Origin of the sequence: Roseateles sp. (assembly GCF_036486225.1) — a bacterium.
Taxonomy (GTDB): Bacteria; Pseudomonadota; Gammaproteobacteria; order Burkholderiales; family Burkholderiaceae_C; genus Roseateles.
This window is the reverse complement of the sequence record NZ_DASVNZ010000010.1, coordinates 1-23,084: the sequence shown is the minus strand read 5'-3', so window position 1 is coordinate 23,084 and position 23,084 is coordinate 1. Positions and strand designations below refer to the sequence as shown.

Below are 23,084 nucleotides of genomic sequence, written 5' to 3'. Positions count from 1 at the left end.
GCCCGCAGGACGCCGGCGCCCAGGGCGCCGCGGACCTGGCGCCCGGCGTCACCGCCCAGTCCGCGGCGATCGCCGCCTCGGACAGCGGGAACGAGCTCCCGGAGTTGCCCACGACGCCCTTCCCCGTGCCCGCCAAAGGCGCGGTGCTGGTCTCGCTGTTCCCGCCGCAATCGCCGATAGAGACGCTGCAGTTCACGCTGCCCGACGGCACGCTGGTGACCCGCTTCGGCGTGCGCGGCCTGGCCCGCCACGGCCGCGAGCGCGGCGAGGACTGGAACGAGATCGGCTACGGCCCCAACGAGACCGTCGATGCCTCGCGCCATCCGGTCGACAAGCGTCGCGGCGCCGCCCTGAGCTTCGTGCCCGAGTCCTTCAGACACCGCACCTGGGGTCTGGAGATCGTCGACAACAGCCGTGTGGCCGGTGTCACCCGGCCGGTGCTGAAGATCAACACCTACAACCCGACGGTCGACTTCCTGCCGGGCGGCACCGCGTTCTTCCGCGCCTTCGACCGCGTCGGCGTGACCGGCTACGGCTGGATGAACAACGGCGAGCTGATCGACGGGACCCCCTCGATCTGCAAGCCGGTCACCTACCCGGCCAACGGCCAGCCGGGCGAGGACCATTGCACGGTCGTGATCAAGGACTACCCGGGCCACGCGGGCCTGGGCGCCGACGGCTTTCCCAGCGGCATCCAGGTGAATTCCCGGCCGCTGAAGGTCGGCGATCCGGTCGAGATGGCGCCGGCCATGGTCACGACCTCGGCCGCGATGCAGGCCGTGGGCGACGGCGGAGGCCTGCGCTACTACGCCAACGAGTGGCTCTACGTCGTCGGGCAAGGACTGACCCCGTGGTACGGCGTGTCGCCGCGCCTGAACAGCGCGCCGCTGCCGGAGTCCACCTTGTCGGGCGGGCTGGGCTCCGTCTCGTACAACTATTCGGCCGAGGGGCTCCGGATGTTCCAGCAGCCGGCGGGCAACATCGGCATGCAGAACATGCAGCGCTTCGTCGAAGGTCGCCGCACGGCCCACAGCAGCTTCACCACCGGCGTCCACCTCGAGCCCGGCAACGAGCCGATGGCCGCCATCGTCGACCTGGCGGGTCCCCGCTTCAATGCGACGTCCTGCGTGCAGTGCCACACCAACAACGGCCGCGGCGCCGCGCCGTTCATGGTGGGCCAGCGTCTGGAAGGGATGGCCTTCCACGTCGCCGTAAGGGACGCCGACGGCGCGATCCGGCCGGACCCGCGCTATGGGTCGGCGATCCTGATGAACACGGCGACGGCCTCCGGTGCGTCGCGGGACGGGGGTCTCGCCGTCAAGGTGGCGGGTTTCGAGTCCCGCACGGTCACGCTGGCCGACGGCACCCGCGTCGAGCTGCGCAAGCCGACCTTCGGCTTCGACGGGCCGGTCCCGCAGCTGTGGTCGGCGCGCGCCGCGCAGCCGCTGATCGGCGTGGGCCTGCTGGAGGCGGTGCCGGAGGCGGACATCCTGGCCCGCGCACGCACGACGCCGGACCCCGACGGCGTGCTGGGCAAGGCCAACTTCAGCGTCGATCCGGAATCCGGCGAGACGCGTCTGGGCCGCTTCGGCTGGAAGGCCGCCAAGGCCAGCGTGCGCCACCAGGTGGCCGCGGCGCTGCTCAACGACATGTCGGTCACCTCGCCCGTGTTCCCGAACCGCGGCTGCTCGACGGACCCGGCGGGTTGCCGCGCCGCCCCCGCGGAAAAGGGCATCCAGGAAAGCGACCTGAACGCGCTGACGCAGTACATGCAGCTGTTGGCCGTGCCGGCGCAGCGCAGCCTCGCGAGCGGCTTCCCGAAGGGCGTCGCGCCGCCGGAGGAACACCGCGTGGATGCCGCGCAGGTGGCGGCGGGCCGCCGCGTGTTCGACGCGCTGCGCTGCGCGGCGTGCCACACGGCGGAGATGAAGACGGGGAAGAACCATCCGTTCGCGGAGTTGCGCGACCAGACGATCCGTCCGTTCACCGACCTGCTGCTGCATGACATGGGACCGGCCCTGGCGGACACGCTGCCGGAAGGCCGGGCGCGCGGCGCGATGTGGCGCACGTCGCCGCTCTGGGGCATCGGCTACACGGAGCAGGTGGCCGAGTCGACGCCGGTCGGTTACCTGCACGACGGACGCGCGCGCACGCTGACCGAAGCGATCCTGTGGCACGGCGGCGAAGCGGAGAAATCGCGGCAGCGCTTCGAGCGGTTGTCGAAGACGGATCGCGAGGCGCTGCTGGCCTGGTTGCGCTCGTTGTGAGCCTCAGGTCGTCGCGCCGAGGCGCTTGGCCAGGCGCAGGAAGTTGCTCCGGTCCATGCCCGCCTCGCGTGCGGCGGCGGCCATCGCGCCGCCATGGCGGGCGAGCGCCGCCGCGATCCATTGGCGCTGGAAGCGTTCGGTGGCTTCGCGCAGGCCAATGCCTGGCGGGCCTTCCGGTGTGATCTCTGGCGCGATCTCTGGTGGCGGCGCCGCGGCGTCCAAGGCGGCGTCCACAGCGGCGGTCATCGCGGGCATTCCCAGATGCTCCGGCTCGATCGCGATCCATCGCCCCGCCCGGCCTGCCGATGACAGCGCGCGCAACGCAGCGCGGCTGATGAGGTGCTCCAACTCGCGCACGTTGCCCGGCCAGTCGTGGGCCAGCAGGGCCTCCGAGGCCGCCGGCGACAGGCGCAGGTTGCGCGCGCCGAGCCGATGCTGGTTCTCCTCCAGGAAACCGCCGGCGAGCGCCAGCACGTCGCGACCACGCTCTCGCAGCGGCGGCACGCGCAGCGGATAGACCGACAGCCGGTGATAGAGGTCCGCCCGGAAGCGGCCCCGTGCGACTTCCTCCCGCAGGTCGCGGTTGGTCGCGGCGATCACGCGGACGTCGACCTTCTGCACGCGGTCGCTGCCGGGCCGCTGCACGTCGCCGCTCTGCAGCACGCGCAGCAGCTTGGCCTGCACCGGGAGCGGCAGCTCGCCGACCTCGTCCAGCAGCAGCGTGCCGCCGTCGGCCAGCTCGAACTTGCCGCTGCGATCGGTGACCGCGCCGGTGAACGCGCCGCGCTTGTGGCCGAAGAGCTCGCTGTCCGCGAGCGTCTCCGGCAGCGCTGCGCAGTTGATCTGCACCAGCGGCCGATCGCGCCGCAACGAGCGCGCGTGCAGCCGCTCCGCGACGAGTTCCTTGCCGACGCCGGTCTCGCCGAGGATCAGCACGGTGAGGTCGGAGCCGGCGACGGTGTCGATCTCCTCGCGCAAGCGGACCATCGCGGCGCTGCGGCCGAGCAGCTCGCGCGCGCCGACGCGTGACGCGGCGCGGGCGAGCGCCTGGTCCTGTTCAGCGCGACGAGCCATCTCGGCGATGGTCTCCTCGGCGGCGATGCCGGTTTCGAGCAGCCGGACGATGCCCTGCAGCCGACCGTCGTCGACGCCGTCGAACGCGTGCGGATCCAGCGCATCCAAGGTCACGAGCCCCCAGATCCGGCCGTCGACGCGCACCGGCGCGCCCATGCAGTCGTGCACCGCCTCGAGCTCGTGCTGGTGTTCCAGCAGTCCGTCGTACGGGTCAGGCAGACCGGCGTCCGACGGGAAGCGCAGACCGTGGCCGCTGTCGAGCAGGCGCGCCAGACGCGGGTGCGCGGCGACCGGGAAGCGTCGACCGAGGGCTTCCTCGGCCAGCCCGTCGACGGCCACCGGCTGCAACACCGGCGCGGCTTCGTCGGGCATCAGCCGCAACAGAGCCGCGGCGTCGCAGCGGACCAGGCCGCGCACGGCGGCAAGCAATTGGCGGTAGCGGGAATCTGAAGTCACTTCGACCTGCATGTTGTCAATCCGACACCAGCGCATTTTCGGTCATTTCGACCCACATCGCGAATCAATGGCATTGAATTCATTGAAAATCAACCAGTTATGAGCAACTCTGAAAGTTCTTCGCATTGGCACGGATCGTGAATGAGAAGGAGCATCACAACGAAATCGGAGTAGAGAAGCTCATGTTCAAGCCCCAGACCATCGCCCTGATCCAGGCCACGGTGCCGCTGCTGAAGTCGCGCGGCGAGGACATCACGCGGCATTTCTACCGCGCGATGCTGACCGAGCATCCGGCGCTGAAGGCCTTCTTCAACGAGGCGCACCAGGCCGAGGGCACGCAGGCGCGCGCGCTGGCCGGCGCGGTGCTCGCCTACGCCAGCCACATCGACCGCGTGCATGAGCTGGCGCCCGCCCTGCCCCGCATCATCCAGAAGCATGTGGCGCTGGGCGTGCAGCCCGAGCATTACCCCATCGTCGGCGCCTGCCTGCTGGCCGCGATCCGCGAGGTGCTGGGCGCGGACGTCGCGACCGACGAGATCATCGCGGCCTGGGCCGAGGCCTATGGCGCGCTCGCGCAGCTGCTGATCGATGCCGAGGAGCAGGTCTACGCCGCCACCGCGGCGCTGCCGGGCGGCTGGCGCGGTCAGCGCGCGATGGTCGTCGCGCGCAAGGAACGCGAAAGCGAGCTGATCACGTCCTTCTACCTGGAGCCGGTGGATGGCCAGCCGCTGCCGCCCTTCCATCCGGGGCAATACCTGACCCTGGTGCTGGACATCGACGGCAGGACCGTGCGCCGCAACTACTCGTTGTCCGACGCACCGGGCAAGCCCTGGTACCGCGTCAGCATCAAGCGCGAGGACGGCGGGCTGGTGTCCAACTGGATGCACGACACGGCCGAGGTCGGCAGCCGCCTCGACGTGCAGGCGCCGGCGGGCGAGTTCACGCTCGATGCCGCGGCGACGCGACCGCTGGTGCTGGTGACGGGCGGCGTGGGCATCACGCCGGCGATGGCGATGCTGGAATCGGCGGCGGCCAGCGGCCGGCCCATCCGCTTCATCCACGCCGCGCGGCACGGCGGCGTGCACGCGTTCCGGGAGCGCGTGGACCTGCTCGCGGCGGCGCACGAGAACGTCCAGGCGCTCTACGTCTACGACGCGCCGCGCGACGGCGACGAGCCGCATGAAGTCGGGTACGTCACCGATGCGCTGCTGGCGCGCCACCTGCCCGAGGACCGCGACGTCGACCTGTACCTGCTCGGCCCCAAGCCCTTCATGCAGGCGGTCTACCGCGCGGGACGCTCGCTGGGTGTGCCGACGGGGCAGCTGCGTTACGAGTTCTTCGGTCCCGCCGAGGAACTGGTCGGCGCCTGACGGTGCTTGAGAGCGCTCTCCAATCGGCATCGGACGTCGCGTCCTTGACGCGGCGTCCGGCCGTCTCCCGCTAGCATCGTCCGATCCCCTGCCCGGCTGCGAGATGCATCCAGCCGGTGACAGGGACGACAGGAACGATCCAAGGAGACTCGAATGGACTGCCTCACCCTGAGCGAAGAAGCCGGCGTCGGCCACCTGGTGCTGAACCGGCCCGATGCGATGAACACCATGTCGCCGCAGCTGTGGCGCGAGCTGGAGGCGCTGCTGGAGCAGCTCCACCGCAGCCCGACCTTGCGGGCGCTGGTGATCTCGTCGACGGGCAAGCACTTCAGCGCGGGGATGTCGCTGGAGGTATTCCAGAACGGCGGCATCCAGCTCGACGACCGCAGCGCCGAAGGACGCGCGGCCATCGTCGACCTGCTGGCCGACATGCAGCTGGCGTTCAACAAGCTCGACGAGCTGCGCGTGCCGACGATCGCGGCGATCCAGGGCGGCTGCATCGGCGGCGCGGTGGACCTGGTCGCGGCCTGCGACATCCGCTACGCGGAGACCAGCGCGTTCTTCTGCATCCAGGAGATCAACATCGGCATGGTGGCCGACCTGGGCACGCTGCAACGCCTGCCCAAGCTGGTGCCGCTGGGCGTGGTCAAGGAACTGGCCTACACCGGGCGCCGCATGCCGGCGGCGCGGGCGCAGGCCGTGGGCCTGGTGAACGACGTCTTCGCGACGCAGGCGGAATGCGTGGAAGCCGCGCTGCAATGCGCGCGCGAGATCGCGCAGAAGCCGCCGGTGGCGGTCTGGGGCAGCAAGCAGGCGATCCACTACGCCCGCGATCACGGCGTCAAGGACAGCCTCCAGCAGATGGGCTGGCTGCAGGCGGCGATCTGGCAGAACAGGAATCTGATGGAGGCGTTCGCGGCCGCGCAGGCCAAGCGGTCGACGGCATTCCCGGACCTGGCGGCGTTGAAGTTCTTCCGCGAGGGTTAGGCCCATCTCGGACCGATTCAATCGGTGCTCAACGGGGCCCGTAAAACCTTTGGATGACTGGTTCAGAGCGAGAGCGGCTTTTTCATCGGTGGCTCAAGTGCTCCCCAGCGGAGTACCGGCGAACTCGTACGCCACCAAGCCATCGATACCTTGGCCAACTAGTCAGTTTTGATGATGACCGCCAATCGGTTGACTGTTCACATTCTGGGCCAGATTGGGAGAGAACAGATGAGCAGAACAGTCACCGCTTTGGGCGTACTTGCAGTTGCTGTCGCCCCCTTGCAGGCCCTCGCGCAGGTTCAGGCGAAGGAGACCAATCCACCTGCCGAGAGCGTGAAACGGTCTCGTGACTTGGTCATTCAACAGAAGCTCCAAGACGCATCACGCCGCCTTAAGAGCATCGACGACGCCGCGCTCACGGCGGCGGAATCATCATCGTCGCTGAAGGCGTCGAATCTACTGAGGCAGAGGGCTTCCGTCGCGGCCGAATTGAACTCTTGGATTGACGCCAAGACTCGGCTCACCATTGAGTCCATCTGCGGCCCCAAAGACGACTCAGTGGATGTCGAACGGTACAAAGGAACAAGCCCGCCCAAGAACTTTGTTGACGACCACGAGAAGCCGGTCGCTCAAATTCAGTGGCATAGCAACTTGCTCCAAAGGCTCGGCTCTGGAGGGGACCCAGGGAACGTTGAAGACCAGCGTTGGTGCACTGGAACGATGATTGACGAGCGTCATCTGCTCACTGCGGGTCATTGCTTCGACATTGATGGGAACGGCTGGACGACGCCGCGGAAAAACGGGACGCCGCTCAGTCCGGCCGAAATGGCGCCATTGATGAAGCTGAACTTCCGATATCAGCGTCCCCCAACCGGCTCCTCAATCCGAACGGCCATCGCTTACCCCATTGTCAGTCTTGTTGAGCATCGTCTTGGAGGCCTTGACTACGCCATTGTCGAGACCGGAAAAGGAGACGACGGCAACTATCCCTCGAAGCTTTTCGGTACGACCAATGTCTCTTCGTCCGCAGAGGTGCTGAAAGCAGCCTCATTGCTGACTGTCATCCAACATCCTGACGGAAATCCGAAGATGGTCGCGACCGGCAAACAGCATTCGGTCGCCCTGCCCTACCTGCAGTACTCCGACGTCGACACAAGGGGAGGCGCCTCCGGCGCAGGCGTCCTTGAGCAAGGCGGAAACCTGATTGCAGTTCACGTATTGGGCGGTTGCAAGGCAAGCGGAGGCTCAAACAGTGGAGTGACTGCCAGCTCGATTCGCGCCTTCTCACCCACCATTCAAGCGCTGCCATGAGGGATCCTATGAAGTCAAACCTGCATCCGCTAAGCGCCCTGATCGGAGCCGCCGTTCTTCTATCCGGCTGCCAAACTGCGGTCGTGCATTCCAGCGACGCCAGCAAGGTCACTGCGGGCTTGGTCTATGCCCTACCCAAGGGCCAGATTGCTCTGGAAGCAAGTCGCACAGTAGTCACTGCGAAGATGGTGGCCGATGCAGAGAAGGCTGCGAAGGAGACCGCAGACGATGTGACAGCGGCATCGAAGGTGAACGAGGAGGCGGCGCTGGCCCTGAAGGATGCTGAGGCTCAGCTCGCTGTGAGCGGCGATTCAGTGAAGGCTGACCTTACCAAGAAGCGAGACCTCGCAGATGCCATCGCGCGCTTGCGTAAGGCGCAGGTCGAGGCCGTGAAACTTGCCGCCAAAGAGGCGGAGAAACGACTCGCTGAAGTAAAGGCCAAAGAGGGTCAGCTCGAGCAGGCCGTCACATTGAAGGCAGGCGCTCCGGTCGCAGACCGTAACGCTCGATATGTCGCTGTCCTCAACGACAGCATGACGCGCGACGATACCGTCAAGATTACGACGGAGAACGGGCTGCTAGCTACGGGAAGCACTGACTCGACGGGGCAGTTGGGTGCAATCTTGGTAAATCTGGCTGCGGCCTTTGCGAGCTCGTCTTTGGGAAGTAAACCAGCCCTCACAGAGTCACTCACGGCAGGCGAGTGCAAACCGTTTAAGTACTCGGCGACGTTTGACCCGCTGAACCACAGCGAAGTGAAATCCGTCGCAAAGGAGCTAGCGGATAAGTCCCAAGGGACCCTCACTTTGAAAACCGAGGCGTCATCGTCCAAGGCCCCCGTCGGGCTGTCATCTCCCGAACTCGCCTCCTCTGCGCCTCCTCCGCCGTCGGACTCAGGTACTCCGGGCGATGCCGACGCCAGCGCTGGGCTGTTCTACCGCCCGTTGGTGTCGACGACCATTACCGTCGAGGAGAGTTCCGCAGGCCCTTGTGCCGTCAACGGGTCGGCCTCCTTCGCCCGTTTGACCACCACGATGCCAGACTCGGAAACTCGCTTTTTGCTGCCACTCAAAGCAGGTCAGTTCACCAGGACAAAGCTCGACTTTGAGTTCAAGAACGGGTCACCCACCGGTTACCGGTCCGAGAGGCAGAGTCAACTCAACGCCATTGCACGGATTCCGGTGGACATCTTGAAGGCGATCATCGAGGTACCCGCCTCCATCATCAAACTGCGCGTGGACCTCCAATCCCAGAACACAGGGCTGATTGAGGCTCAGACGAAGCAACTTCTTGCCGAGGCCGAAGTCATGAAGGCCCAGAAGGCGCTGGCAGACGAGAAGGCCAAGGCGGACTCCTCTTCAACACCTTAGGGATGGTCTGCAAAACGCGATCTACGACTCATGAAGGGTCGGCTGTCGCTTTGTGCTCGTCGATCTGCGATCGGGGTCAGCCCTTGAGTGTGCTCGGAAATCACTCGGGCCGCACTGCGGCCCGCCAGCCGACCTCGGCCTCGCGCACGACGCCGCCCACCCAGTCCACGAAGGCCCGCACCGTCGGCGACAGGTGCCGGTTCTTCGGGTAGAGGACCGACAGCGGCACGGCGGGCGACGGGCAATCCGTCAGCACGCGCTGCAGACGCCCGCTGAGCAGATGCGGCTGCACCATGTAGCTGCCGGCGCGGATGAGCCCCAGGCCCTCGAGCGCGCAGGCCACGTAGGCATCGGTGTCGTTCACCACCAGGCCCTCAGGCACCCGGACGAAGCGGTCCTCGTCGTCGATGACGAAATGCCAGTCCAGGGTCCGCGCGGTGCGGCTCGACAGATACCCGACGGCATGGTGGTTCTGGAGGTCCTCCAGCGACGATGGCGCGCCGTGCCGTGCCAGGTATTGCGGCGATGCGCAGGTGACCCAGTCGAAGGCGCCGATGCGCCGCGCCACCAGCGTCGGCGAGTCCTCCGGCGTCCCCGCACGGATGACGCAATCGATCCCCTCCTGAACGAGCTCAACCGTCCGGTCCGCCACGGTCAGCGTGAGTTCGACGTCGGGGAACTTCGACTGGAACTGCTCGATCGCCGGCAGCACCACCAGACGCGCCAGTGACAGCGTCATGTCCACGCGCAAGCGTCCCCGCGGCCGCCCGGCGCTGCCGGGGAAGCCTGCTTCGACCGCCTCGATGTCGGCCAGCAGACGCCGGCAATGGTCGTAGTAGGTCGTGCCGTCCGGGGTCAGGCTGATGTGCCGCGTGGTCCGCTGCAGCAGACGCACGCCCAGGAAGGCCTCCAGTTCCTTGACCGCGCGAGTCACCCGCGAGGGCGGCAGCGAGAGGCTTTCCGCGGCCCTGCCGAAGCTGTGCATCTCGACGACGCGCGCAAAGATCTGCATGGATTGGAGTCGGTCCATCGGGGGCTCGTCGTGTGCGGAATTTCTTCTTCAAACTGGAACAAGCGGCGACGACATTCTGAGCTGTTTCACCTGTGAAGCAGTCATCTTCCGTCCGCCATAATTCCATCTGAGGCAATAAATATAGCCAGTTTCGAATCTGGATGCGAGGGCGACAGCCGCGCAGACTCCGGCCCATGTTCCATGCCGAGTCTCTCGTATGACCCCCCTCAAGAAGCACCCCCTGGCGATCGCCACGGCCGCCATGGCGCTGCTCGGCGCCGGCAGCGTCCTCTGGCATCACTCCCCGGAAGCCCATGCTGAAGCGGCCGCGCCGCTGCCGGTCGTCAAGGTCCGGCCCGCCGCCCTGCGCCAGGTGTCCGACACCCAGGACTACACCGGGCGTCTGGAAGCGGTCGAGCAGGTCGACGTGCGGCCCAAGGTGCCGGGCACCCTGCTGGCCGTGCACTTCAAGGACGGCCAGCAGGTCCGTCAGGGCGACCTGCTCTTCACCATCGATCCCGCGCCCTTCGAGACCCAGGTCCGGCAGGCGCAGGCCGATCTGGCCGGTGCCGAGGAGCGTCAACGCCTGGCCGATCTGGAACTGGCGCGGGGCAAGCGGCTGCTGGACTCGGAGTCGATCGCGCGTCGCGAGTTCGACACGCTCGACAACGCGTCGCGGCAGGCGGCCGCGGCCCTCAAGGGCGCACAGGCGGCCCTCGCCCGCGCGCAACTGCAGCTGAGCTACACGCAGGTGAGAGCCCCGATCGCCGGCCGGCTCTCGCGCGCCGAGATCACCGCGGGCAACGTCGTGGGCGCCGGCGGCGATGCCGCGCCGCTCACCCGCATCGTGTCGGACGGCAAGCTCTACGCGGCCTTCCATGTCGATGAACAGAGCTATCTCCGGCTGATCGCCCCTGCCCTGCGCACGGGCGCGCGCCCGCTCGTCAAGGTCGGTCTGGCGAGCGACGCCGGCTACCCGCATGCAGCGATCGTCGAGGCACTCGACAACCAGATGGACACCCGCTCGGGCACCGTGCGCGTGCGCGCGCGGCTGGAGCACGTGGTCGTCGAGATGCTGCCGGGCCTGCAGGCGCGTATCCGCCTTCAAGGCGCGGCGCCGTACAACGCCGTGGTCGTCGACGACGCCGTCGTCGGTACGGACCAGGACCGCAAGTACGTGCTGATCGTCAACGCGCAGGACAAGGTCGAGCGCCGCCCGGTCGAGCTCGGCGCGCTCCAGGGCCGCGAGCGCGTCCTGCGCAGCGGCGTCGAAGCCGGATCCCGCGTCATCGTGGACGGCGCGTTCCGCGTGACGCCGGGCGCCGCGGTGAACGCGCAGGCCGCCGCGGGAGACCGGTCATGAACATCTCGAAGTTCTTCATCGACCGACCGATCTTCGCCTGCGTGCTGTCGGCGCTGATCCTCCTCGGGGGGATCGTGTCGGCGCTGCACATGCCGGTGTCGGAGTACCCGCAGGTGATCCCGCCGTCGGTGGTGGTGCACGCGCAGTACCCGGGCGCCAACGCCAAGACCATCGCCGAGACCGTGGCCGCGCCGCTGGAGCAGGCCATCAACGGCGTGGAGGACATGCTGTACATGGACTCCAAGTCCGCCGGCGACGGCCACCTGTACACGACGGTGACCTTCAAGCTGGGCACCGATCCGGACAAGGCGCAGCAGTTCGTGCAGACGCGCGTGTCGCAGGCGCAGGCGCGGCTGCCCGAGGACGTCCAGCGGCTGGGCGTCACGGCGGTCAAGAACTCGCCGGTGATCACGATCGCGGTGCACATGGTCTCGCCCAAGGGCACCTACGACAACAACTACATCAGCAACTACGCGATCCTGCATGTGAAGGACCGCCTGGCCCGCATCCCGGGCGTGGGGGACGTCGTGATCTGGGGGCCCGGCGGTTATGCGATGCGCGTGTGGCTGGACCCCGCGGCGCTGGCCCAGCGCGGCCTGAGCGCCAATGACGTCGCCGACGCCATCCGTCGCCAGAACATCCAGGCGGCGGTCGGCTCGATCGGCAGCGCGCCGGCGACGTCCGACGCGGCGTTCCAGCTCAGCGTCAACGCCGACGGCCGCCTCAAGACGCCCGAGGAGTTCAAGGGCATCGTCATCAAGTCCGACGCCCGCGGCGCGATCACGCGCCTGGGCGACGTGGCGCGCGTGGAGCTGGGGGCCGAGGACTACGGCATCCGCGCCACGCTGGACAACGCACCGTCCGTGGCGGTGGCCGTGCAGGAGGCGCCCGGCGCCAACTCGCTGCAGATCTCGCGCGAGGTGCACCGCACCATGGAGGAGCTCAAGAAGGACTTCCCCGAGGACGTCGCCTATCGCGTCGTCTATGAACCCAGCCGCGCCATCCAGACCGGCATCGACGCGGTCGTGAAGACGCTGCTGGAGTCCATCGCGCTGGTGGTGCTGGTCGTGTTCATCTTCCTGCAGACCTGGCGCGCCTCGCTGATCCCGCTGCTGGCGGTGCCCATCTCCATCATCGGCACCTTCACCTTCCTGTACCTGGCCGGCTACTCGATCAACACGCTGTCGCTGTTCGGGCTGGTCGTGGCCATCGGCATCGTCGTCGACGACGCCATCGTGGTCGTGGAGAACGTCGAGCGCAACATCGCCCGCGGTCTGACGCCCCGCGAGGCGACCTACCAGGCGATGCGCGAGGTCAGCGGCCCCATCATCGCGATCGCGTTGACGCTGTCCGCGGTGTTCCTGCCGCTGGCTTTCCTGAGCGGTCTGACGGGCGAGTTCTACAAGCAGTTCGCCATCACCATCGCCATCTCGACGCTGATCTCGGCGGTGAATTCGCTGACCTTGTCGCCGGCGCTGTCGGCCCTGCTGCTGAAGTCCCATGGCGACAAGCCCGACGCGCTCACGCGCGGCATGCACAAGGTGTTCGGACGCTTCTTCGGTCGCTTCAACCGGACCTTCGACCGCGCCTCGGAAGGCTACGGCGGCGGCATCGGGCGGATGCTGAAGCACAAGGGCGCGATGCTGGGCGTGTACGGCGTCCTGCTGGCGGGCACCTGGTGGCTCACCGACCATGTGCCCGGCGGCTTCGTGCCGGCGCAGGACAAGGAGTACCTCGTGAGCCTGGCGCAGCTGCCGGAAGGCGCCACGCTGGACCGCACCGAGGCCACGATCCACCGCATGGACGCGATCGCGCTCAAGCATCCGGCCGTGATGGCCACGTCCGGGTACGCCGGCCTGTCGATCAACGGCGTGACGAAGAGCTCGAGCACCGCCCTGTCCTTCGTGCTGCTCAAGCCCTTCAAGGACCGGCCGGGTGTCAGCGCCGACCAGGTCGCCGCGGATCTGCGCCGCGAGTACGCCAGCATCGGCCACGCCTTCACCGGCGTGTTCCCCGCGCCGCCGGTCTTCGGACTGGGGACGACGGGCGGCTTCAAGCTGCAGATCGAGGACCGCGCCGACCTCGGCTACGAGGCGCTGTACGCGGCCACGCAGGCCTTCATCAAGAAGGCGTCCGAGGCGCCGGAGCTGAGCCCGCTGTACACGACTTACACGGTCAACGTGCCGCAGCTCAAGCTCGACATCGACCGCACCAAGGCGCAGCAGCTGGGCGTGGACACGCCGGCGGTGTTCAACACGCTGCAGGCCTACCTGGGCTCGTACTACGTCAACGACTTCAACTTCCTGGGCCGCGTCTATCAGGTGCGGATGCAGGCGGACAGCCAGTTCCGCGCCAAGCCCGAGGACATCGGCCAGCTGCACGTGCGCAGCGACTCGGGCCAGATGGTCCCGATCGCGTCGATCGCGACGGTGAGCCAGACCTACGGTCCCGACCAGGTGCAGCGCTACAACGGCTTCACCTCGGCCGACGTCAACGGCGCGCCCGCGCCCGGGTACTCGTCGGACCAGGCGATGGCGGCGATCGAACGCATCGCGGCGGAAACGCTGCCGCCCGGCATGGGCTACGAATGGACCGAGCTGACCTATCAGCAGATCATCGCGGGCAACAGCGCCGTGTGGATCCTGCCGCTGTGCGTGCTGCTCGTGTTCTTCGTGCTGGCCGCGCAGTACGAGAGCCTGACGCTGCCCTTCGCGATCATCTTGATCATCCCGATGAGCGTGTTCTCCGCGCTGCTGGGCGTCTGGCTCACGCACGGGGACAACAACATCTTCACCCAGATCGGTCTCATCGTGCTGGTGGGGCTGGCGTCGAAGAACGCGATCCTGATCGTGGAGTTCGCGCGCGAGCTGGAGATGGCGGGCATGTCCACGGTCAAGGCCGTGATCGAAGCGAGCCGCCTGCGGCTGCGCCCCATCCTCATGACCTCGCTCGCTTTCATCATGGGTGTCATCCCGCTGGCCCTCTCCACCGGTGCGGGCGCGGAGATGCGCCAAGCCATGGGCATCTCGGTGTTCTTCGGCATGTTGGGCGTGACCCTGTTCGGCCTGTTCCTGACGCCGTTGTTCTACGTGGTGGTGCGGCGGCTCAGCGGCGGCAAGCCCCTGCATTCGGCCGTGCATCACGACGCGCCGGCCATCGTTCCCCATCACACCGCTCCCCGCCACACCGATCCCCATCACCCAGCGCTCCAGCAGCCGGAGGGACAAGCATGAACCGACTTCTCATGACGAGCCGCCGTCCGGCTCGATGGATGCTGCGCGCCGTGGCCCTCGGGGTGGGCGTCTTCGTCCTCACCGCGTGCGCCGTCACGCAGACGGAACAGCGCCCTGAGCTGAACCTGCCCGCGCGCTTCGTCGAAGAGGACCGCGGCGCAGGTGACAACGCCAACGCAGGTGACAACGCGGGCGAAGGTGCCACGCTGAATGCGGCTGAGGAACTCGGCCGCTGGCATCCCGCGGAGCCTGCGGATCAACAGACGCCCTCGCCCTGGTGGACCGTGTTCGGGGATCCGGTGCTGGTGCGTCTCGAAGAGGAAGCGCTCAAGGCCAATCCCGACGTCGCCATCGCGATGGCGCGGCTCAAGCAGTCGCGGGCGCTCACGGCCCGCAGCGAATCCGCTCGTGCGCCGACGGTGGACGCGGGCTTCGGCCCGACCCGTCAGCGCATCTCGGGTGCCGCCGCGGGACGGGGCGACGACGCACCGGGGTCGACGCAGACCCTGTGGCGCGCGCAGGCCTCCGTCGCCTATGAGGTGGATCTCTTCGGCAAGGTCTCGGCCGGTGTCGCCGCCGCACGCGCCGACGCGGCCCAGCAGCAGGCGCTGGCGCACCAGATGCTGCTGCTGGTTCAGGCCGACGTGGCCAGGACCTACCTCAGCCTGCGTCAGCTGGAAGGAGAGCGGCGGCTGCTGCGCGAGACGGTGAGCCTGCGGGAAGACGCGATCCGCCTGCAGGAGCGCAAGCATGGCGTCGGCGCGGTGGCGCGGCATGTGGTCGAGCAGGCGCGCACGGAGCTGTACGCCGCCCAGGCCGAGCACGTGGCCGTCAACCAGCAGCACGCGTTGACGTCCCATGCGTTGGCCACCCTGCTCGGCAAGGCGCCTGCGGACTTCGCGCTGGAGGCGACGCCGCTGACGCAGTTGTCCGTGCGACTCCCGGCGGGGCTTCCTTCCACCCTGCTGGAGCGTCGCCCCGACATCGCGGCCGCGGAACGCGCCATGGCAGCGGAGAACGCCCGCATCGGCGTGGCGAGGGCGGTGTTCTTCCCCTCGCTGACGCTCACGGGGGCGCTGGGCTACGAGTCCTCCGATCTGGGCAACCTGGGCCGCTGGTCGCAACGGACTTTCCTGCTCGGGCCCTTGGTGGGAACCGCGCTGAGTCTGCCGGTCTTCGACGGCGGACGTCGTCGTGCCGACGCAGACCGCGCCGGCGCCCGTTACGAGGAACAGGTGGCCGTCTATCGGAAGACGGTGCTGCAGGCGTTCCGCGAAGTCGAGGACGCGCTCGTCTCGATGAGGACGGTGGATGAGCGACTCGGCCATCTGCGCGGCGCGGAGGAAGCGTCGACGAACGTGGCCCGCTCCGCGAGGTCCCGATTCGCCGAGGGCGATGTCGACTACCTCATCGTCGTCGACGCCGAGCGGACGCTGCTGCGCCACCGCCAGTCGCGGCTCCAGTCCGAAGGCGAACGCGCGCGGGCAACAGTGGATCTGGTCCGCGCGCTCGGCGGCGGGTGGGAGCTCTGATGTCGGTGTCCACCCTCTTTGAACCCCTGTCTCTCCTGCACGGTCCGGCCATGAGCAACCGCTTCATGCTGGCGCCGCTCACCAACCAGCAGAGCGAGCTGGACGGCACGCCGTCGGAGTTCGACCTCGATTGGATCGATCAAGTCTCGCAAGGCGGCTATGCCCTCATCCAGACGGGCGCCGCCACGGTCGAAGCGAGCGGCATCGCCTTCGAGCGTCAACTGGGGATTCATGAAGATTCGCAGTTGGCGGCGCTGACCCACATGGCCGATTCGATCCGCGCTGGCGGCGGTCTCTCCGCGGTGCAGCTGCATCATGCGGGCCATCGCGCCAATCCGTTGATCGGCGGCGTCCCTTCCCCGGCCTCGACCGGGACACTGGACGGCATCCACGGTCTCAAGACGGACCAGGTCGAGCGGATCCGCGACAGCTTCATCGAAGCCGCCAAGCGCGCCGAGCGCGCAGGCTTCGACGGCGTTGCGCTGCACGGTGCGTTCGGCTGGATCCTGTCCGAGTTCATGTCCCCGGCCTTGAATCGGCGCGGCGACGCCTACGGCGGCAGCGTCGAGAACCGCGCGCGACTCACGATCGAGGTCCTCGAGGGCATCCGGAAAGCCACCGGCCCCGATTTCCAGATCGGCTGGCGGCTGTCTGTGGAGCGCTACGGCTTGCGGCTCGAAGAGCTGCGCGAGATCACCGCCCACATCCTCGATCGCGAGCTGATCGACTACCTGGACCTCGCGCTCTGGGATTCGCGGCAGATCGTCCGCGAGGGCACGTTCTTCGGGAAGACGATGCTGAGCGTCTTCACGGGCATTCCCCGCAAGGGCGTTCGCGTCGGCGCGGCGGGCCGGGTGATGAGCGCGCAGCGCGCGGCGGAGCTCCTGGACGAGGGCTGCGACTTCGTCCTGATCGGCCGCGCCGGCATCCTGCAGCGAGACTTTCCGCTGCAGGTCGCGGCCGACCCGCATTACGACAGCCCCACCCTGCCGGTGACGGCGCAGTTCCTGCGCGCCGGCGGATTGAGCGAGCGCTTCATCGATCACATGCGCGGCTGGCCGGCGTTCGTCCTGCCGGGCAGCCTCTGATGTCATCCCCCTTCCCTCCTCGTTCCCTCCTCATTTCCTCAAGGAACACGCCCATGAGCGACACCCCTGACGAGAACCAGCCGGCCGGTTACGTGCCGCCCAAGGTCTGGGCGACCAAGCAGACCTATGGGCATTCATTCGCGACGATCAACAGCGCGACCTCCGGCGCGCGGTTCGAGCAGGAGCTGCCTGTCGGCAGACATCCGCTGCAGCTGTATTCGCAAGGCACGCCCAACGGGCAGAAGGTCACCCTCCTGTTGGAGGAACTGCTGGCGGCCGGCCACACCGACGCCGAGTACGACGCCTGGTTGATCGACGTCTTCAAGGGCGACCAGTTCGGGAGTGGCTTCGTTGACGTCAATCCGAATTCGAAGATCCCCGCGCTGGTGGACCGCTCGACGGATCCGGCGATCAACGTCTTCGAGAGCGGATCCATCCTGGTCTATCTCGCGGAGAAGTTCGGCGCCTTCCTGCCGACGGATCTCCGCGCCAGGACGGCGACCTTCAACTGGCTGATGTGGCAGATGGGCGCCGCGCCCTTCGTCGGCGGCGGCCTGGGCCACTTCTTCGCCTATGCGCCCTTCAAGATCGAGTACGCCATCGATCGCTACGCGATGGAGACCAAGCGGCAGCTCCACGTGCTGGACACGCATCTGGCCACGCACGAGTACCTCGCCGGCGACGACTACACGATCGCCGACATGGCGGTGTGGCCGTGGTATCCGACAAGCCTCTTCAACTACGGCGCCCAGGAGTTCCTCGCCGTGGAGGACTACCCCCACCTGCTGCGCTGGCAAAAGGCCATCGCGGCTCGGCCCGCCGTCGCCAGGGGACGGGTCGTCAACCGGATCAACGGCAAGCCGGGCGAATGTCTGCGGGAGCGGCATTCGGCGGCGGATCTGGATGCGTTGGGGCTGGCCCGTTGAAGCGCTGGGCAACACCTGCCCCCTCGTCGGGAGTTCCCGCACCCACTCGCCCCACCAACGACAACGCCCGCCCTGCTTTCGCAGGAGCGGGCGTCGCCCAGTGACGGCAAGCCGGGAGGCTTACTTGTTCACTGCATCCTTCAGCGCCTTGCCGGCGGTGAACTTCGCGACCTTGGAGGCCGGGATGTCCAGCGCTTCGCCGGTGGCGGGGTTCTTGCCGGTGCGGGCAGCACGGTCGCTCACCTTGAAGGTGCCGAAGCCGACCAGGGCGATCTGGTCGCCAGCGGCCAGCGCTTCGGTGATGGTTTCCAGGGTCGCGTCCAGGGCGGTCGCGGCCACGGCACGGGTCACGCCAGCCTTGGTGGCGATGCCTTCGATCAGTTCACTCTTGTTCATCAATGCTTCCAGTAAAAAACCAGGTTCCGGCTAGCCGGGGCCGGCGATTATCAGCCAGTCCTGACCACCCGCCTGTTTGAAGACGCAACCAGCCGCCCCCTTCACCCCCTCAAACGTCCGCATGGCGGATTTCATCGCCCATTCGAGCGACATCCGGGCCACTACTCGACGACATAGGGCCGACATTCGGGCGGGTTCCGGACAACGTCCGGCTGCCGCGTGCAAGAAAAAAGCCTGGCGCTTTCGCACCAGGCTTTCGAGGCCCATCCTACCCGACTCGCCCACCAGGGGGCCGTCGGGTGTCGGAACCGGGTGGGATTACCAGCCCAGGTCCTTCAGCAGCGGCTTGGTCAGGTCCTTCGGCGGAACCAGGATCAGGCCCAGGTCGGGACTGATGTTCGGCTCCATCAGCAGGTTCGGCGAGGCCGACACGTCCCAGTGCGACACGGACGAGCCCGAGGCGATCGGGTTCGGCGTGTACAGCAGCGGACGACCCAGCGCATCGGCGCCGGCGCGCTTGCTCGGATCGGTGGACAGCGACGAGGTCGCCAGGCCCGGCTTGCCGCGGCTGCCGTAAGGCACCGAGGCGAGGATCGCCGCGCGCAGCTTGACGCCGTCGGCCTGCGAGACGCTGACCGTCGGGATCACGACCGTCGGATCGGCACCGCCCAGACCGGGGGCCGCGCCCGCCGCGTTGTTGGCGATGATCACGCCGATCGCGCCTGCGTTCTGCGCGTTCTTGGCCTTGACCGCGAAGCCGCAGACGCCGCGATCGATGACCGCCACCTTGCCCGCCACGGCCGTGGTGTCGGCCGGGCTGAACGGCAGGCAACCCTGGCCGTTGGTCGGATCCGGCGAGACCGTCGCCAGTCCGCCCAGCGACAGGCCGGAGCTCACCGCGGGACCGAAGGAGGCCGTGCCGTAGGCGTACTGACCGGACTGGCCAGGCGCCGAGCTCGCGACCTTCAGCACCGGCGTGGCCGCCAGCATGCCGGCGCCCGCCAGCACGTTGGGACCGGTCCAGGCCAGGCCCAGCGGGTTGACCGCCGACACCCGGCGCTCGGCGCTGGTCATCGTCAGCCAGCTCTTGCCCGCCGTGTTGTCATACATGTACTGCTCCCAGACGCTGGGCAGTCCACCGTTGGCGACGTAGGCCGTGCCGTCCGCGTTCAGGCGGTAGCCCACCGCGGACGCCACCGAGCCGGTGTAGACCGTCAGCACCGAGAAGCCCAGGCCGTGGCCCAGTTCATGCAGCAGCGTCTCGACGAAGTTCACGCCGGTGCCGAAGTTGCCGTCCAGACCCAGGTAGAACGGCGAGCCGTCCAGGCAGCCGGTCTTGCCCAGGTTGATGTTGAACTGGGTCTTGATGTCGACGTTGTCGTAGCCGGACGGGCCGGGGGGCTGGTCCGCGCTCAGGTTCTCGCCGGCCAGCTTGTTGGCCAGCGCCTGCGGGTACCAGGTGCCGGGCGTGCCGCCGGGGAAGTCGTGCCAGATGTTCCAGGCGCCGGCGCTGCCGAGCACCGCCTGCGACGAGGTGCAGGTCAGCGCTTCCCAGCCGGCGTTGACGGTGATGGTCACGTCGCTGTCGAGCGCCTTCTCCCACACGTCCGCCACGTAGCGGTAGACGTACATGCGCTGCTCGCCCAGGGTGGTCTTGGGGTTGCCGCCGACCGGCGCCACCGGCGTCGTGTCGTTGAAGCCGACGCCCGCGGGGTCACGGCTCTGGATGACGATGGTGGCGGCCTGCGCGACGCCGGCGCCGCACAGCGCGGCCAGCAGGGCCGTGCGAAGGACGGTTTTCTTGAAGGTGGTCTGCATGGCTTACTCCGTGGGCAGGGCCGACTTGGCGGCAGCGCCGCCGTTCTTCATGAAGGCCTCGGCCTCCTCCTTGCTGGCGAAGCAGGCTTCGATGAGCTTGCCGTCGGCGCCGCGCACCATGACGGACTGGCTCACCATGTCGTCGGTCAGGCGGACACCGACCGCGCCGCTGCGATGCTGCTTGAGCAGCGGCGTCAGCGCGGCGGCGCGCGAGGCGACACGCGCCCGGGCGTTGGCGTTGGCGGGCAGCGCCTTGAGGGCGTTGTGCTCGTCGGGGGTCGCCAGGCGCAGGAGGCCGGTGTCGGCGTCACGCACGATGATGATGTTGTTGGTGTCGGTCGCAGCGGCTGCCGCGGCCGCGTCGGCCACGGACAGCGAGGCCGGCGTGGCAGCGGGGGAAGCAGCCGGAGTGGCGGCTTCGTGAGCCTGCGCCGCCAGCGGCAGGGCCGCGGCGATCGCCAGGCCCAGGGAGATGCGGGTGATCATGGTCTTTGTCCTTGCGGAGATGACTCGGAAGTTCTGAGAAGCGATGACGCGATGACGCGAAATGCGGCTCAGGACTGCTTGCGGCGGCGCGCGGCCAGCAGGCCCAGCAGGCTCACGCCGGCCAGGGCCCAGGTCGACGGCTCGGGCACGTTGACGGTGACGTTGTCGACGCCCACGTAGTTCGCGACGTCGCCGGAACCGATGTACTGGATGGCGAAGCGCGAGGTCGAGCCGGCGCCCTGACCCGCCAGCTGGAAGCTGTACTGGGTCCAGTCGCCGGTCACCGTCACGGTCGCCTGCGGCGCGAAGCTGCTGAAGACGCCGGCGGCGTTGACCAGGCCGTAGGTCAGTTGGTCGAAGAAGCCGGGGACGATGTCGCCGCGGGCCCAGAACGACACTTCCAGGTTCTCGGCTGCCGAGAACACCGGGCTGATCAGCCAGCTCGACAGCGTGCCGCCGACGGGCACGTTGTTGTAGTTGGAGCTGATGTACGAATTGGCCGCACCGCTCAGCGCGGTGAAGATCGACTGGTCGCCCTGGACCCAAGGCTGGGTGGTGCCGCCGGGGGTGCCCTGGTTGGAGATCAGCCAGCCGGGCAGCGCGGTGACGTCGTCGAAGCCCTCGTTGATGAGGGTGGGCCCGGCGTGGGCCGCGGCCGCGGCGCCGACGAGCGCCAGGGCCAGACAGGTCTTCTTGAACATGTTCTACGTCCTTCTTCAGGATGAAGGTGGGATGTCCACCTGGACTTGGGCGACGGCGCGCCGTGATGCGATGCGCCGTCTTGACTGCTGAGGGCCGGCGGGAGGACGACCTTCGGGCGTGTCGATTCTGTGACTCTTGTCACGGAGAGCACGAGGGGGTCGGGCCGGGTTTCCCCCTCGGTGCGGGGGTGGTTGTTTCCCTAGGAGATGACTCTTTCGGGCCGGCAGGCGGCCGGGAGGCGGGGTCAGGACTTGCCGGGGCGAGCCGCGCGGAGGGGCCGCAAACGCCGCGCAAACGCATCCGCATTGGGGATGCGGGAAGACATGGGGGGTGGGCGCGGGCCGCTCGGCGACGGCGGCTGCCGCCCGGTCGGGGCGATGGGCGCTTAACGCGGTGGAAACATCGCCCGCCGGGAGTGTGGCGGCCTCCGTGTAAACACCGATGGGCATTTCGGGGCGATGTCACTCGTTTGTCACCTGCTCCAGGGGACACGCCCGGGACTCGGAAGCAGCGCTGGCGCGTCCCCCTCGGACATTCGTCCGATACCGGCCGCGGCCTCGAATCGCGACAGTAGAGCCCTGTTCCGACACACCCTCAACCCCAGGAGCCTGACCATGAACTTCACCCGCCGCTTCATCGCCACCGCCGTTGCCGCCACCGCTTTCGCCGCGTCGGCGGGCCTGTCGACCGCCGCGTTCGCCGCCACGCCGGTGGCCCCGGCCCAGCCGTCGGTCGTGATCGTCCACGGCGCCTTCGCCGACGGCTCCGACTGGGCCAAGGTCATCCCGCTGCTGCAGCGCGAAGGCGTGCAGGTCACCGCGGTGCAGAACCCGCTGAGCTCGCTGGCCGACGACGTCGCCGCCGCGCGCCGCGCGATCGATGCGCAACCGGGCAAGGTCGTGCTGGTCGGCCACTCGTGGGGCGGCACGGTGATCACCGAAGCCGGCAATTCGGACAAGGTCGCCTCGCTGGTCTACGTGGCGGCGTTCGCGCCCGACTCGGGCCAGAACTCCGGCGAACAGGGCAAGGGCTTCCCGACGCCGTCCGGTTCGGCCCACTTCAAGGCGGACGCGCAGGGCTGGCTGAGCCTGACCGCCGAAGGCATGAAGAACCACTTCGCGCAAGACCTGCCCCCGGCGGCGACCGCCGTGATGACGGCGACCCAAGGCCCGATCCAGGCCAAGGCCTTCGAGCAGACGGTGTCGACCGCGGCGTGGAAGAACAAGCCGTCGTACTACCTGCTGGCCACGGCCGACCACATGATCTCCCCTGAGGCGCAGGCTTCGATGGCCAAGCGCGCCGGCGCCAAGGTCACGAAGATCGACAGCTCGCACGTGCCGCAGCAGTCGCAGCCCGAAGCGGTCGCCAAGGTCATCCTGGACGCCGTCCGGCAATCCCGGTAAGGTCCGCGCCGTCCGCGGGCACCCATGGCGCGGTGCCCGCGGTGCGCTGGACTTTGCCCCTGGGACGCCGTGACTGACCCTTCTCCCCTGCCCCCGTCGACTTTTCCCAACGCGTCGTCGGTCTCGCCGGCCGCTGCGACCGCGACGACCGTGACGACCGCGGCGACCGCGGCGACCGCGGCGACCGGAACCGTCCCTGCGACGGGTTCGCGCGTACCGGTGCTCGACGCCGTGCGCGCGTTGGCGTTTGTGGGCGACCTCAGCATGGGGTAGCCGGTCGACCACTCGAC

17 protein-coding genes are annotated in these 23,084 nt (G+C 68.1%); 11 read left to right on the top strand and 6 right to left on the bottom strand.

The features are described 5' to 3' along the window. On the top strand, nucleotides 1–2,267 hold a 2,267-nt coding region (locus tag VF536_RS01105; protein WP_331612930.1), incomplete at its 5' end, for a di-heme oxidoredictase family protein. 3 nt (nucleotides 2,268–2,270) lie between these two features. Here VF536_RS01105 and norR read toward each other — a convergent pair. Then, complete coding sequence (norR, locus tag VF536_RS01100) at nucleotides 2,271–3,833, bottom strand: nitric oxide reductase transcriptional regulator NorR (protein WP_414710246.1); 1,563 nt, start codon at nucleotides 3,831–3,833, stop codon at nucleotides 2,271–2,273. Between the two features lie 146 nt (nucleotides 3,834–3,979). On the opposite strand from norR, the gene hmpA reads away from it, so the two are divergent. The 4 genes from hmpA to VF536_RS01080 all read left to right on the top strand — a co-directional run bounded on the left by hmpA (nucleotide 3,980) and on the right by VF536_RS01080 (nucleotide 8,835). Next, complete coding sequence (hmpA, locus tag VF536_RS01095; RefSeq protein ID WP_331612928.1) at nucleotides 3,980–5,167, top strand: NO-inducible flavohemoprotein; 1,188 nt, start codon at nucleotides 3,980–3,982, stop codon at nucleotides 5,165–5,167. A 153-nt stretch (nucleotides 5,168–5,320) separates the two neighbouring features. Next, on the top strand, nucleotides 5,321–6,154 hold the full coding sequence (locus VF536_RS01090) for an enoyl-CoA hydratase-related protein (protein ID WP_331612926.1): 834 nt from the start codon (nucleotides 5,321–5,323) through the stop codon (nucleotides 6,152–6,154). Between the two features lie 171 nt (nucleotides 6,155–6,325). Further along, nucleotides 6,326–7,465, top strand: a complete 1,140-nt coding sequence (locus VF536_RS01085; protein ID WP_331612924.1) for a serine protease — start codon at nucleotides 6,326–6,328, stop codon at nucleotides 7,463–7,465. An 8-nt stretch (nucleotides 7,466–7,473) separates the two neighbouring features. After that, a complete protein-coding gene (locus tag VF536_RS01080; RefSeq protein ID WP_331612923.1) occupies nucleotides 7,474–8,835 on the top strand; it encodes a hypothetical protein in 1,362 nt (453 codons plus the stop codon). Nucleotides 8,836–8,935: 100 nt separating this feature from the next. On the opposite strand, the gene VF536_RS01075 is transcribed toward VF536_RS01080, so the two are convergent. Then, nucleotides 8,936–9,865: a LysR family transcriptional regulator gene (locus VF536_RS01075; RefSeq protein ID WP_331612922.1), complete on the bottom strand. Its 930-nt coding sequence runs from the start codon at nucleotides 9,863–9,865 to the stop codon at nucleotides 8,936–8,938. 199 nt (nucleotides 9,866–10,064) lie between these two features. Between VF536_RS01075 and VF536_RS01070 the strand changes: the two genes are divergently transcribed. The 5 genes from VF536_RS01070 to yghU are packed head-to-tail and all read left to right on the top strand — an operon-like array spanning nucleotide 10,065 to nucleotide 17,989. After that, the gene (locus tag VF536_RS01070; protein WP_331612921.1) at nucleotides 10,065–11,210 is read left to right on the top strand and encodes an efflux RND transporter periplasmic adaptor subunit; all 1,146 of its coding nucleotides are present in this window, start codon (nucleotides 10,065–10,067) and stop codon (nucleotides 11,208–11,210) included. Continuing rightward, complete coding sequence (locus VF536_RS01065; RefSeq protein ID WP_331612920.1) at nucleotides 11,207–14,443, top strand: multidrug efflux RND transporter permease subunit; 3,237 nt, start codon at nucleotides 11,207–11,209, stop codon at nucleotides 14,441–14,443. Before VF536_RS01070 ends, VF536_RS01065 begins: the two co-directional genes overlap by 4 nt. Further along, nucleotides 14,440–15,975, top strand: coding sequence for an efflux transporter outer membrane subunit (locus VF536_RS01060; protein WP_331612919.1), 1,536 nt, complete (start codon nucleotides 14,440–14,442; stop codon nucleotides 15,973–15,975). Before VF536_RS01065 ends, VF536_RS01060 begins: the two co-directional genes overlap by 4 nt. Continuing rightward, nucleotides 15,975–17,063: an NADH:flavin oxidoreductase gene (locus VF536_RS01055; RefSeq protein ID WP_331612918.1), complete on the top strand. Its 1,089-nt coding sequence runs from the start codon at nucleotides 15,975–15,977 to the stop codon at nucleotides 17,061–17,063. The genes VF536_RS01060 and VF536_RS01055 overlap by 1 nt, the downstream gene beginning before the upstream one ends. A 53-nt stretch (nucleotides 17,064–17,116) precedes the next feature. Next, a complete protein-coding gene (gene yghU / locus VF536_RS01050; protein ID WP_331612917.1) occupies nucleotides 17,117–17,989 on the top strand; it encodes a glutathione-dependent disulfide-bond oxidoreductase in 873 nt (290 codons plus the stop codon). A 120-nt stretch (nucleotides 17,990–18,109) separates the two neighbouring features. Here the strand turns inward: yghU and VF536_RS01045 are convergent, their stop codons facing one another. From VF536_RS01045 to VF536_RS01030, 4 genes are all read right to left on the bottom strand, one after another. Then, entirely contained in the window at nucleotides 18,110–18,385 is a 276-nt protein-coding gene (locus VF536_RS01045; RefSeq protein WP_297524037.1) for an HU family DNA-binding protein, read from the bottom strand. Nucleotides 18,386–18,703: 318 nt separating this feature from the next. After that, entirely contained in the window at nucleotides 18,704–20,203 is a 1,500-nt protein-coding gene (locus VF536_RS01040) for a PA domain-containing protein (RefSeq protein ID WP_331612915.1), read from the bottom strand. 3 nt (nucleotides 20,204–20,206) lie between these two features. Then, a complete protein-coding gene (locus VF536_RS01035) occupies nucleotides 20,207–20,689 on the bottom strand; it encodes a post-PEP-CTERM-1 domain-containing protein (protein WP_331612914.1) in 483 nt (160 codons plus the stop codon). A gap of 68 nt (nucleotides 20,690–20,757) precedes the next feature. Further along, nucleotides 20,758–21,390: a choice-of-anchor J family PEP-CTERM protein gene (locus tag VF536_RS01030; RefSeq protein ID WP_331612913.1), complete on the bottom strand. Its 633-nt coding sequence runs from the start codon at nucleotides 21,388–21,390 to the stop codon at nucleotides 20,758–20,760. Between the two features lie 615 nt (nucleotides 21,391–22,005). Between VF536_RS01030 and VF536_RS01025 the strand changes: the two genes are divergently transcribed. Further along, nucleotides 22,006–22,794 carry an alpha/beta hydrolase gene (locus tag VF536_RS01025; RefSeq protein ID WP_331612912.1) on the top strand — a complete coding sequence of 263 codons (789 nt, stop codon included), beginning with the start codon at nucleotides 22,006–22,008 and terminating at the stop codon, nucleotides 22,792–22,794. Nucleotides 22,795–23,084 lie beyond the last annotated feature (290 nt).

Coding starts and splice junctions, on each gene's coding strand:
- VF536_RS01080 (WP_331612923.1), top strand. CDS start 7,474: ATGAAGTCAAACCTGCATCCGCTAAGCGCCCTGATCGGAGCCGCCGTT.
- VF536_RS01065 (WP_331612920.1), top strand. CDS start 11,207: ATGAACATCTCGAAGTTCTTCATCGACCGACCGATCTTCGCCTGCGTG.
- VF536_RS01070 (WP_331612921.1), top strand. CDS start 10,065: ATGACCCCCCTCAAGAAGCACCCCCTGGCGATCGCCACGGCCGCCATG.
- VF536_RS01085 (WP_331612924.1), top strand. CDS start 6,326: ATGATGACCGCCAATCGGTTGACTGTTCACATTCTGGGCCAGATTGGG.
- VF536_RS01040 (WP_331612915.1), bottom strand. CDS start 20,203: ATGCAGACCACCTTCAAGAAAACCGTCCTTCGCACGGCCCTGCTGGCC.
- VF536_RS01060 (WP_331612919.1), top strand. CDS start 14,440: ATGAACCGACTTCTCATGACGAGCCGCCGTCCGGCTCGATGGATGCTG.
- norR (WP_414710246.1), bottom strand. CDS start 3,833: ATGCGCTGGTGTCGGATTGACAACATGCAGGTCGAAGTGACTTCAGAT.
- VF536_RS01090 (WP_331612926.1), top strand. CDS start 5,321: ATGGACTGCCTCACCCTGAGCGAAGAAGCCGGCGTCGGCCACCTGGTG.
- VF536_RS01045 (WP_297524037.1), bottom strand. CDS start 18,385: ATGAACAAGAGTGAACTGATCGAAGGCATCGCCACCAAGGCTGGCGTG.
- VF536_RS01025 (WP_331612912.1), top strand. CDS start 22,006: ATGAACTTCACCCGCCGCTTCATCGCCACCGCCGTTGCCGCCACCGCT.
- yghU (WP_331612917.1), top strand. CDS start 17,117: ATGAGCGACACCCCTGACGAGAACCAGCCGGCCGGTTACGTGCCGCCC.
- VF536_RS01075 (WP_331612922.1), bottom strand. CDS start 9,865: ATGGACCGACTCCAATCCATGCAGATCTTTGCGCGCGTCGTCGAGATG.
- VF536_RS01030 (WP_331612913.1), bottom strand. CDS start 21,390: ATGTTCAAGAAGACCTGTCTGGCCCTGGCGCTCGTCGGCGCCGCGGCC.
- VF536_RS01035 (WP_331612914.1), bottom strand. CDS start 20,689: ATGATCACCCGCATCTCCCTGGGCCTGGCGATCGCCGCGGCCCTGCCG.
- VF536_RS01055 (WP_331612918.1), top strand. CDS start 15,975: ATGTCGGTGTCCACCCTCTTTGAACCCCTGTCTCTCCTGCACGGTCCG.
- hmpA (WP_331612928.1), top strand. CDS start 3,980: ATGTTCAAGCCCCAGACCATCGCCCTGATCCAGGCCACGGTGCCGCTG.